The following is an 11,427-nucleotide window of genomic DNA, read 5'->3' as shown; positions in this document are numbered from 1 at the left end:
GCTGCCACCAGCGGCCGTTCAGGCCTTGGCGGGCGGACCTCCGAACAGGACCGGGGGCAGCAACGGAACATGGGGGAAGCCATCTGCTCATGGGACCGCGATCCCGGCGCAGCAGATGACCTTTTCGAAGAGCATGAACTGGGCATTGTCCTTGCCCGGGGCATGCTTGGCGGACGACCAGAGCGAGCCTGGCCGACCGATATTGACGCACTTGCCGCCCTTCACGGGCTCCATCAGCTGGAGCTTGTAGCGGCTCTTGGTCCAGATCGGCTGGGGGAGGAACGAGCAGCCGTCCGACGAACTGATCGTGAGCGCGCCGAGCCGGCCCATCATGAAAGTGCCGCGTGCGGCAAGTCCGGCCCAGGCTTCGACGCTGTCGTCGAAATGGATGTCGCCGGCGACCGGATAGGTCGCGCCCCAGCTTCCCATGCACCAGAACAAGGGATCGATGACCTTGCCGGCCGCGGCCGCAGCGCTGTCGCCCATACACGCAAGGCCCGCCGCCGGATTGCCAAACAGAATGGCCTCGGGCTGGATGATGCTGCCGAGCGTCGCCGACTGCCAGGTCGGCAGCACCTCGGTGATCATCGCGACGTCGAACCCGTCATTTTCCATGCAGGGCAGGTCGGTGAACATGTCGAGCATCGCCCAGACCGGCGAGATGTAGTAGTGCATCTGCGCGAACATCTTGCGCGTGTTGGTGCCGTCGGCCTGGCTCGACTGGCTGCCCTGGAGCTTACCGCCGGTCGGCATAAGATCGGCGCCCAGCGCCATCATGCAGCCGGGCTCGGTCACCACGTCGATCATCCGATTGGGCGACCAGTAGGAGACCTTCACGCCGAACCAGAACTGCACGCCCTTGCGGCAGGCGCACAGCGGCTTCGATGCCGATTGGGCATCGAGCGCCTTGTCGAGCTTATCGTAGCTTCCGACCCGAATGCCGCCGACCGTGATCGGGAAGATACAGGTCCAGCGCACCTTGGTGATCGGATTGAACACGCTGCTCTCGCATTTGGAGGCATGCGCCTGGCTCGGCCACGCGATGGTTGCGGCGAGACCGATGAGGAGACCGATCAGGAATATCGGGAGCCGGCGCATCATCGCGGACCTCCCGGCACCGCAGCGCGGCTCTTCGGGCCATATTCGGTGAGCACGAGGCTGGTGCCCGACTGGGCGACGATCACGGGCGCCGCCTGGATGCCGAGGCGCTCCTTCACGCGCTCCTCCAGGATGTAAATCGCGCGGCCCGTCTTCTCGCTCGCCTCGATCGCATCGCCATTGTCGGCACCGAGCGCTGCCAGCAGGATGAAATCGCTCTGGCGCGCGGTGCGCAGCGCCCAGGCAAGATCGCGTGGATGCACGACGACGATCCGCTGCGGCAGCTTCACATAGGTCAGTGGATTGAAGGTGAAGCCCTTGGGATACAGCACGCGGCCGTCGGGAAGCTTCAGGTCGAAATCGAGGGTGTAGAAGGGGACGACGGTTCGCGTCCGGTCGGCCGAGGCCGACGGGAGCGCCGCCGCCTTAAGCGCGCTCCATTTGCTGCGTGGACCGTAATTGGCGCTCATGTCCTTGGGCAGGGTCGCGACCTTGGCCTCGATCTCGCTCAGCGCATCGGGTTCGGCAATCGGGTAGGTCCGGCCGATGGTGGCGCGGCCGGGCCCGCTGCCGGCGGCGCTCACGGTTGCAGGCGCGCCGGTCTGCGCCAGCGCGATGGAGGCCGTGCCCGCGAGAAGGACTGCACAGCCGGTCATCGGCATCGGGGGCCAGCGAAGTTTAGCGACCATGACGCTGCCTCCAGTCACCAGGCACCGGGTCGGGCAGTCCGATCAGGGCCGCGAGGAGCGCCATGGCCGCGATCGGGGTGAGCACCCAGAGAAGCGCGCGGGCGTTGCCGTCGAGGCCGGGACCCATCATCAGCAGCACGCTCTGGATGAGGAGCAGCAGAGAGCCGCCCAGCGCCAGCCGCACCGAATGCTGCGAAGGGTTCGAGGAGACGAGCCCGTTCACCGCCGCCTCCATGCCTTGAGGCGCGAGAGCAGCTTCGCCGTTCCAGCCGAGAGCGAAAGCAGCAGCAGCCCGGTCGCAAAGCAGGAGGCCGCGACGAGCAAGGTCGCGCGCAGCACCATCAACGTCGGCTGCTTCAGGAGAAGGCCGGCGACCAGCACGAGCATGCCCATCATCACCGTCTCGATCGCCACAAGCCGGAAGCGCCAGATGAAGCTTTCGGCCTCGAAGCGCGCCGCCAGGCGTTCTTCGACCAGGCTCTCGATTCGGGCATCTTCGTCCGACCAGCCGAGCTGGAGTTGATCGGGATGCGCCTTTGTCTGGCCGCGGGTCATCGCGCGTCACCGCCGGCAACCTCGGCCGGGTCGACGCCGGCGAGCCGGCAGACCGCCTCGAGCGGCGACAAGCCTTGGCGCATCAGCGCTTCGAACGCCGCGACCTCGTCCGGTGCCGAGGTATTGATCCAGTAGCTGAAGGGATCGACGACGAGGCGCGCGATGCCCAGACCCAGGGGCGAGTCTATGAAGACCTCGCTATAATGCGGCTTGGAATTGCGGACCGACTTCAGGAGGTCGAGCACGAACCCCGAATAGTCGAGAATCTTGTTGTCGACCGCGCGGTCATAGGTCGAGCCCTGCAGCAGGAAGCGGGTCGCGGCGTTTTCGAGGATCACCTGGCCAGTGCCGCCGAAAAGCGTCAGGTCGTTCATCGACTGCAGGACGATGCCGAACGAGCCGCGATATTTGCGGGCGCGGCGATAACCCTGGCCGAACGCCTCGGCCAGCCGGCTCGCCCTCGCCGATCTCGCCGAGAACGTCTTCGACGCGCTGCGCAATGGCGAGATCTCGCTCACCGTCGCGACCGCCTATGCCAGCGGCAGCAGCGACCGCGAACGCCAGGCCGAGGTTTTCGAACTGCTGCGAGGCTCCTACCAGCGCACCAACGCCGACGAGATCCGGCGGCATCTCGCCCAGGGCACCTATGTCGGCGGCGATCCCAAGGCGCTGCTCGTCGGCCGCGACGCCTATATCGCGGCGGGCGGGCGCTTTCATGGCGACCTGTTCACCGACCAGTCGACCGAACGCTGGATCGACGGAGGCCTGCTGGACAGCCTGGCCGCAGAGAAGCTTGCTGCCGCTGCCGAAGCGATCCGCGAGCGGGACGGCTTCCAGGAGGTCCGGGTGCTACCGAAGACGTTCGTCAGCTACAACGACACCTGGGACCTACAGCCGGTCAAGGCGGATCGGCCGCCGCTCTCGGACGAAGAGGAAGCACGGCTCGAGGAACTCGAAGCCGAGATCGAGGCGCACAACGCCGAGATCGAGGCGCTCGACGGCGAGGAGACGGACGAGGTTCGCGCCCGGGGCGAGGCGCTCGAGGCTGAATACCGGTCGATCAACGACCGCGACCTGGTCCTGAACGACGAACAGCGTGCCAGCGCGCTCGCCTATCTGGTCATCGGCGACGATGGCCAGCCGCGCGTCCACGAGCAGCTCTATGTCGCGCCGACCGACGAGCCGGACGAGGACGAAGACGGTGATGGCGACGATGACGAGGCCATCGAGGCCGCGGCCGAGGCCGCGCCGGAGAAGCCGGCCTATAGCCAGCGCCTCTCGCACGAGCTTGCCGAGATGAAGGCCGAATTGCTGCGCGCGCATATCGCCAGCGATCCGACCTTCGCGCTCGATCTCGCGACCTTCTGGATGGCCGATCGGGCGACCCGGAAATATGGGAGCTTCGACCTTGCGACCGAGTTGCGGGCCGACGCGCCTTATTCCCCACTCACTGGCTATGAGAGCGGCACGCTTGCAGCGGACGAATGGGCGAAACTGGGTGAAGGGCTCGATCGGAGCTGGACGGGGCTCGCTGAGGTCAATGCGCGCTACGACGCTTTCTGCGCACTCTCGCAGGAGGCGCGTGCGGCCTGGCTGGGCTGGACCGTGGCGCGCACGCTCAATGCGGTGCCCGCGGGCAAGACCGGCAGCACCTTCCTCGACCATCTCGGGCTGAAGCTCGCGATCGACGTGGCGGATTGGTGGCGCCCCACGGCGAACAACTATTTCGACCGCATCTCCAAGGGGGCCATCCTGGCGCATCTCGAAGGTTTGGGGGGCGCCGAGCTTGCCAGCCGCTACAGCGCGTCCAAGAAACACGATCTCGCGGTGTCGGCCGAGAAGATCTACTCCGGCCAGGTGCCGATCGAGGCCGAACTCCGCGAGGCCGCCCTTGGTTGGCTGCCCGACGTGATGCGTTTCACCACGCGCATCGACGAGGAGTCCGGCGCCGCCAACGACGACGGGGTCGATGGTGTTGCGGCGCAGGTCGAGCTGGCGGCCGTCGATGTCGCCTCGGGTGACGAGGAGCCCGACGCGCTCGCCGAAGCCGCCTGACCACCACCAATTGACCATCTGGGGTCGCAGTCTCGCGCTGCGGCCCCTTTTTCTTCTCCGCGGCTCGCGCCTGCCCGACAGGGAAGGGGGTGGGAGTGGGCGGATCAGGATGGTCCGAACCTTATCTGGAGACCGCATATGTCCCTCCCGCTTCTCGCTGCTGTCGTGCCGCCGGCGAACGGCAAGGCCACCAAGCTCCTCGGCGTCGCTACCTGCCTTGCATCGCGCCTCGACCGCGGCGCCACGATCCGACGCCAGGATCTCACCCGCGCGATGGAGGAGGCGTTCGGCGTCACCGACGCGACCGGCGCCTGGACCCTGCGCGACGCCTATGACGCGCTCGAAGCCGCCCAGGTGCTGATGCTGCGTCGCGCGCCGATGGCCGGTGGCCTCGACCTCTCGGGCGAGGACGCCTTCGCGACGCTCAAATGGCTCGAAGGCACGCTTCCGACCCAGACGTTCAGGAGCGAGCATCAGGTCGCGTTCCAGCAGTTCAGCACGCCGATCGCGCTTGCATGGCTCGTCGGTCAGGCCGCCCGGATGTCATCGGACGATACGGTGCTCGAACCCTCGGCCGGCACGGGCATGCTCGCCGTCCATGCGGTCCGGGCCGGCGCCAGCTTGCTGCTCAACGAGCGGGATCCGGACCGTGCCACGCTGCTCGCCCAGCTACTGGACGTCATGGTGTCCGACCACGACGGCGAGTTCATTCACGACCTCCTGCCCACCGGCGTGGTGCCCAATGTCGTGCTGATCAACCCGCCCTTCAGCCACAGCGAAGGGCGTGGCAGGGACCGCTTCGCAGGCGCCCGCCATCTCCGCGCAGCATTGGTGCGGCTAGCACCGGGCGGCCGCTGCGTGGCAATCATGCCGCCAAATTTCGCGTCCGACGGCACGGCCGCGAGCGGGTATGCGATGGTCGCCGAGACCGTGCCGCCGCGCGTCGAGATCACCATACTCGGCAACCCATATGCAAAGCATGGCACCAGCATCGCGGTCCGCCTTCTCGTCTTCGACAAGGGCTGGGCCGGCCAGACCGAGCGCCACACCGCCGCTACGATCGACGAAGCGGCCGGCATCGTCGCCATGCTCCCACAGCGCCTCTCGCCTCCGGATGCGGGACCGCCGTCGCCGGCCATTGTGCCGTTGCGGCCAAGGCGCTCGATCTCGCCGTCGCCTGCATCGCTGTTCGGAGGGCTTGCCCGGCGCACCCTGGCGGCGCCTGTGCGGGTTGCAGCGGACACGCGCCCCAAGCCGCTGGTCTACGCCGTCCGTGATACGCCGCGCGCATCGGGCGATCCTGTCGGCCATTACGCACCCTGGCGTCCGGCTCGCATCGCAATCGAGGGCGCGCGCCCGCATCCCGACCAGCTCGTCGAATCGCTCGCCATGGCCTCCGTGCTGCCGCCGGCGCCGGACTACCAGCCCCTGCTGCAGGCGCATGCCTTCGCGGCCCTGTCCGACGCGCAGCTCGAGACGATCATTCATGCAGGCGAAGCGTGCGAACGTGATCTACCGGGCACCTTTTCGCCCAACCAGGCTGGCGACCAGCTTCAACCCGATCCCGAGGGTGCGACCTATCGCACCGGCTACTTCATCGCCGACGGCACCGGGGTCGGGAAAGGCCGGGAAGGCGCCGGCATCATCCTCGACAACTGGAATCGCGGTCGCCGCCGCGCCATCTGGATCTCGCGCAGCGCAGCACTTCTCGAAGATGCCCGCCGCGACTGGAGCGCGCTCGGCGGTCTTCCGATCGACGTCCAGCCGCTCGATGCGTTCCCGCTGGGCGACGCGATCGCGATGGACAGCGGCATCCTGTTCCTGACCTATGCAACGCTCCGGTCGCAGCGTCACGACCGCGCCTCTCGCCTCCAGCAAATCCTCGACTGGGCTGGCCCCGATTTCGAGGGCGTCATCCTGCTCGACGAGTCCCATGCGCTCGGCAACGCTGCCGGCACCGAGACCGACTATGGCGCGGCCAAAGGGTCGGAGCAGGGGCTTGCCGGCGTCCGCCTGCAGATCGCGCTGCCTCGTGCCCGCGTCATCTATGTGTCGGCCACCGGCGCCACCAAACCGGAGAATCTGAGCTACGCCGCGCGTCTGGGTTTGTGGGGGCTGGGCACCGCCTTTCGCGACCGCGACGCCTTTCTCGGCGCGATGGAAGAAGGCGGGATCGCGGCGATGGAGATCGTCGCGCGCGATACCAAGGCGATGGGCCTCTATACGGCGCGCGCGCTCAGCTTCGCGGGCGTCGAATATGATCCGCTCGAACACAAGCTCACGCCTGGTCAGATCGAGATATACGACGCCTATGCCGATGCCTGGGCCATAATCCATCGCAATCTCGATGCGGCGCTCAAGGCCGCTAATATCGTCGATCGCGCCTCGGGCCAGACGCTCAACGCGATGGCCAAGGGCTCCGCGCTCAGCCGGTTCGAAAGCTCCAAGCAGCGCTTCTGGTCCGCGCTGCTCATCTCGATGAAGATGCCGAGCGTATTCGAGGCGATCGAAACCGAAATCGCCGGTGGCAATGTCGCCGTCGTCCAGCTCGTCAGCACCGCCGAAGCCATTCTCGACCGCCGGCTGGCCGAACTCTCGGCCGAAGAACGCGCGAATCTCGATCTCGAGCTGTCGCCGCGCGCGACGATGATCGACTATATCAAGACGGCGTTCCCGACCCAGCAGATGCAGGTGTTCGCAAGCTCGGACGGCTCGCTTCGCTCCGAGCCGATGCGCGATGCAGACGGCCAGCTCGTTCAATGCCAGGAAGCGATCGCAGCGCGCGATGCGCTGATCGAGGACCTATGTGCGATGCCGCCGGTCCCGGCCGCGCTCGACGCGCTACTTGCGCATTTCGGCACCGACCAGGTTGCAGAAGTGACCGGCCGCTCGCGCCGCATCGTCATCGGCGCCGATGGCAACCAGAAGCTCGAACGTCGCGGCGGTCGTGCCAATCTTAGCGAGACCCAGGCGTTCATGGACGGGCGAAAGCCAATCCTGGTCTTCAGCGACGCCGGCGGCACGGGGCGTTCCTACCATGCCGACCTGAACTCGGGCACCGCGGCCAAGCGGCGCATCCACTTCCTGCTCGAACCGGGCTGGCGCGCCGACGTCGCGATCCAGGGCCTGGGGCGCACCCACCGTACCAACCAGAGCGTGCCGCCCGTCTTTCGACCGGTCACGACCGATTGCAAAGGCGAGCGCCGGTTCATCTCGACCATCGCGCGCCGCCTCGACAGTCTCGGCGCGCTTACCCGGGGACAGCGCCAGACGGGTGGGCAGAACCTCTTCAATCCCGCCGACAACCTCGAAAGCGATTATGCGCGAGAGGCCCTGACGCAGTGGTATCACCTGCTCCACGGCGGCAAGCTCGCCAGCGTGAAGCTAGACGCCTTCGTTGGCATGACCGGGCTCAAGCTGACCGACGACAATGGCGTGCTGCTCGACAAGCTCCCGCCGATCCAGCGCTGGCTCAACCGAATCCTGGCGCTTCGTATCGCCACCCAGAACGCGATCTTCGACGAGTATATGGGCCTCATCCAGGCTCGCGTGGACGCAGCGAGAGAGGCCGGCACACTTGATGTCGGCGTCGAGACCATCCGGGCCGAGACGGTGATCGCCTTGTCGGAGCGAACGCTTCGCGCTGATCCGGTGACGGGCGCCGAAACCCGGCTGCTGCGACTGGAGCTCCATCTCAAGCCCCGTGTCACCAGTTGGAAGCGCCTGATGCAGATCTGGGAGGGGACGCGCGAGATCTCCTACCTGTACAATAGCCGCTCGAAGCGGATCGCGCTCAAGGTGCCGTCCTGGTCGATCACCGACGAGGAAGGACGGATTGTACCGATGTGCCAGCTCGTGCGGCCGACTGGCGCCACCCGCATGCAGGAGATTGCGATGTGGGCGAGCCTCTGGAAGGAAATCGATCGCGACGCTTTCCAGGCACGGTGGGAAGTCGAGACGGCGGAAGCCGAGGCTCAGGTCGATACCGAAATCGTCAATGTCGCGACCGGCCTCCTGCTGCCGGTGTGGCACAAGCTTCCCGAAGACGATGTCCGCGTCTGGCGGATCGACGATGGCGAAGGCTTCTCGGTGCTCGGCCGGATCATCCCGCCTGCCGGCGTCGTCGAACTGGAAAGCGCATTCGGGCTCGATGGCTCGATCGAACTGACCCCGGCGGAGCTGCGCGGGTCTGCGCAATCGGGGTCGCAGATCGCAATCCCCGGTCTGGACGGGGCGAAGCTCACGAGCGCGCTGGTCAACGGCACGCGCCGCCTCGAAATCCGGGACTACCGGCCCGAGGATCGCGAGCATCTGAAAGCTCTCGGGGCATTCAGCGAGGTGATCCAGTATCGCACTAGGCTCTTCGTGCCGCTCGACCGCGCCGACGAGGTGCTCGACGCCATCATGAGGCGCAAGGTCTCATAGTGGCCGTTTGGAGTTCTAGTCGGCGATCTCCCGCGACCTGCGTGCGACGAGTTCCGCGCTCAGGTCGGCCGGCGCCGGGTCCCAATCGTCGGCTTCGGTGTCGAACTGCAGGATGAAATCGAAGAAGACGCGATGCTTGTTTCGGTCTGACCGTCCGGCGCCTTCCGCATTTTCGAAATGGCGGATCATGAATGCCTCGATCTCCTGCGTGTAGCGCGGCATCATGCTGTTGAGTAGCGGCTGGACGAGATTGACCACGGCTTGGCCGAAATCCACCGCGTCATTCTCAGCGGGGAATAGTCCCTGGTGAATGACCTTGTTGCGGAACTCGACGAACTTCTTCGGCAGCTGAGGTGGCACGTCACCATTCTCGAGCATGTACAGGCCGATGAACATGCCGAGTTGGCGCTCGGATTGACTGGCGACGAGCTTCCAGGTCGATTTGAATACAGTCTCGTCGATGTCTCTGCTCAACGCGACGATCTCGCAATAGAGTTGATAGACGCGCTCCAGCGCGGCGGCGAAGGATGCGACCGCATCCCGGTAATAGCCATCGACCAGCGCCTGCATGCCGGTTTCGGCCAAAACCTCGAACCGTAACTGGGCGAGTACGATCTCATAAACATGGCCCTGCGCGCATTCGAACCGGTAGACGCTGCTGTCGTTAAACGGAGCGGTCACCCGGCGGCCGGGAGTGCCCTTGGCGCATTTCCAGCAGTGAAATTCGAGCTTCATGCCTCTCTCCCGCCGCTGCCGGCCTAGCTGCCGTTGTGAAAGCGGCGCAGGAAAGTTCGCGCGGTTACCAGCACGATGTGCAGGCGGAAGGTCGCGTGATCCTCGTCGGACAGGCCCGGATGCGAACCGTCCGTATAGAGCATCTTGAAGAGGCCGTTGATGTAATTCTTCCCGTCCTGCGTCCACTCATTGCGGTCGATCGCAAGGAAGCACTTGCTGGCCAAGAGCGCCCGACGGTTCTCCGAACTTGGCAACGCCGAAGCCTCAGCCGGAGCGATGCGATGCGCCAGTTCGTCGAACAGGCTTTCGAGGAAGGTCCGAAGCTGGGCATTGCAGGCCGCCCAGTCGCCCCGCGTGTGCGCCTCGATCGCCTGGTCGAGATGTCCCTTGGGCGTCACGAACTGATATTGCTTGAGCAGTTCGTGGACCTCGTTGTCGCTCGCCGGCAGATCGATCTCCTCCGGCAGAGCGGCGCGAAGTCGCGGCGTTCTCCCGTCGTCGTCGATCTCTACGACATAGCCATCGCGTGCGAGCCCTCGGAGAAACGCGGTTTGCTTCGGATTCTCGAAGCGAATGTTAACGAGCAGCACCGCCTCGCGGACCACAGCCTCCGCCAGCGTCATGCTGCCCTCGACCGTCTGGAGAACGTCGCCTGATCTCTTGACCAGGATCCTCCCGACCTGTCCGACCTTCTTTGCGACGCTGATACCCGACCCTTCGCTGACCTCCTCCTCAAGGCCGAGGCGCAGCGTCATCTGGTCGAATGCGGCCTGGTTGTGCCGTTCAAGGAGTTCGACGGCTGCCAGCAGGGTCGGGCGGGTGAAGGGCTGGGCGCGCATGGCCGGCAAGTGATCCATGATTGAAAACGAACATGTGCTGTCTGGCCGACCGCGATGACAATCTCGCGCAATGATGCCGACCGTTCCGCCTTGACCCGGCAGCGCGCCCGCAACGCGCCGCTATCACGTCACGGCATCAGGATTCGGGCGTGACCTCAGCGGACGTCTCGGTGGCCGCGCCGTTGGCTTTCGCGCGGCGGCGCTTGGGCGCCGGAGCCGCCTCGACTGCCGGTGCCGGCGCTTCGGCCGTGGCCGGCGCTTCGGCCGTGGCCGGCGCAGCCTTGGGCGTCCGCGGCTTCTTGGCAGCCTTTGCAGCCGGCTTCTTGGCGGGCGCGGCAGGCTTTGCCTTGGCAGCGCCGCGCGCTTTCGGCGCGGCCTTAGCCTTTACTGGCTTGTCCTCGACGGCCGCCGTCTCGAGCTCAGGAGCGGGTGCCGGATCTGTGGCCGGCGCGGCTTCTGCTGTCGCCGTACGCCGGCTGCCTAGGCCGAGGGCTTTGGCGACGGCACGGCGCGCTTCCGAATAGCTTGCGGCGGTCATCGGATAGTCTTTGGCGAGACCATAGCGCGCGCGATAATCCGCCGGCGTTAGGCCGTGGGTCGCAAGATGCCGCTTCAGCGTCTTGTAGGGCTTGCCGTCGACCAGACTGATAAGATGATCGGGCGAAGCGATACTCTCCTCGATCGAGACGGCCGGCACATATTCGGGCGGTGGCGGAGCTGCAGGCGCCGCTTCGACGACAGGCGCTTCCTGGGCTGCTGGTTCCGCCGGCGCTTCGACGGCGGCGGGTTCTGGGGCCGGTGCTGTCAGGTCGCCGAGCAACGCCTTGCGCGTCCCGTCGACCAGTGTGGGAAGTTCGCTGCTCGGAACCGTGTTGTTGGCAAAATAGGCGCTGAGCAGGGTCACCGTCAAAGACATGACGTTCGGCTGTTCGTTGTCGGCCATGCAGCACCTCTCATCACTGGGAAACACGCCCGCACAAAGCCTGATGTGCGGGATACCGATGACTGCACTCTCAATAGGGCGAAGTCAA

The 11,427-nt window shown here is 66.0% G+C and carries 9 protein-coding genes and 1 pseudogene; 2 read left to right on the top strand and 8 right to left on the bottom strand.

The genetic code is table 11. The features are described 5' to 3' along the window. Nucleotides 1-87 precede the first annotated feature (87 nt). From PBT88_RS16510 to PBT88_RS16490, 5 genes and pseudogenes are all read right to left on the bottom strand, one after another. Nucleotides 88-1,101, bottom strand: coding sequence for a TraU family protein (locus PBT88_RS16510; RefSeq protein WP_270076402.1), 1,014 nt, complete (start codon nt 1,099-1,101; stop codon nt 88-90). Next, on the bottom strand, nt 1,098-1,754 hold the full coding sequence (locus PBT88_RS16505) for a conjugal transfer protein TraW (protein WP_270076401.1): 657 nt from the start codon (nt 1,752-1,754) through the stop codon (nt 1,098-1,100). The genes PBT88_RS16510 and PBT88_RS16505 overlap by 4 nt, the downstream gene beginning before the upstream one ends. Nucleotides 1,755-1,776: 22 nt before the next feature. Further along, entirely contained in the window at nt 1,777-2,010 is a 234-nt protein-coding gene (locus PBT88_RS16500; protein WP_270076400.1) for a hypothetical protein, read from the bottom strand. After that, on the bottom strand, nt 2,007-2,342 hold the full coding sequence (locus PBT88_RS16495; protein WP_270076399.1) for a hypothetical protein: 336 nt from the start codon (nt 2,340-2,342) through the stop codon (nt 2,007-2,009). The genes PBT88_RS16500 and PBT88_RS16495 overlap by 4 nt, the downstream gene beginning before the upstream one ends. Next, nucleotides 2,339-2,797 (bottom strand): annotated as a pseudogene (locus PBT88_RS16490) (TraC family protein); the annotation flags it as partial. The gene PBT88_RS16495 and the pseudogene PBT88_RS16490, both read right to left, overlap by 4 nt. Before the next feature lie 391 nt (nt 2,798-3,188). Here PBT88_RS16490 and PBT88_RS16485 point away from each other — a divergent pair. Together PBT88_RS16485 and PBT88_RS16480 are read left to right on the top strand one after the other, a co-directional pair. Further along, entirely contained in the window at nt 3,189-4,397 is a 1,209-nt protein-coding gene (locus PBT88_RS16485; RefSeq protein WP_270076398.1) for a hypothetical protein, read from the top strand. Between the two features lie 138 nt (nt 4,398-4,535). After that, nucleotides 4,536-8,822 carry a strawberry notch-like NTP hydrolase domain-containing protein gene (locus PBT88_RS16480; protein WP_270076397.1) on the top strand — a complete coding sequence of 1,429 codons (4,287 nt, stop codon included), beginning with the start codon at nt 4,536-4,538 and terminating at the stop codon, nt 8,820-8,822. 15 nt (nt 8,823-8,837) lie between these two features. On the opposite strand, the gene PBT88_RS16475 is transcribed toward PBT88_RS16480, so the two are convergent. The 3 genes from PBT88_RS16475 to PBT88_RS16465 all read right to left on the bottom strand — a co-directional run bounded on the left by PBT88_RS16475 (nt 8,838) and on the right by PBT88_RS16465 (nt 11,339). Then, a complete protein-coding gene (locus tag PBT88_RS16475) occupies nt 8,838-9,557 on the bottom strand; it encodes a hypothetical protein (RefSeq protein ID WP_270076396.1) in 720 nt (239 codons plus the stop codon). A 23-nt stretch (nt 9,558-9,580) separates the two neighbouring features. Continuing rightward, nucleotides 9,581-10,396, bottom strand: coding sequence for a hypothetical protein (locus tag PBT88_RS16470; RefSeq protein WP_270076395.1), 816 nt, complete (start codon nt 10,394-10,396; stop codon nt 9,581-9,583). A 136-nt stretch (nt 10,397-10,532) separates the two neighbouring features. Further along, nucleotides 10,533-11,339 carry a MucR family transcriptional regulator gene (locus tag PBT88_RS16465; RefSeq protein WP_270076394.1) on the bottom strand — a complete coding sequence of 269 codons (807 nt, stop codon included), beginning with the start codon at nt 11,337-11,339 and terminating at the stop codon, nt 10,533-10,535. Between the last annotated feature and the right edge of the window lie 88 nt (nt 11,340-11,427).

The sequence above is a fragment of the Sphingomonas abietis genome, from assembly GCF_027625475.1.
GTDB lineage: Bacteria > Pseudomonadota > Alphaproteobacteria > Sphingomonadales > Sphingomonadaceae > Solisphingomonas > Solisphingomonas abietis.
Note: the sequence above shows the minus strand (reverse complement) of the source record. Positions and strands in the feature narration are given on the sequence as shown.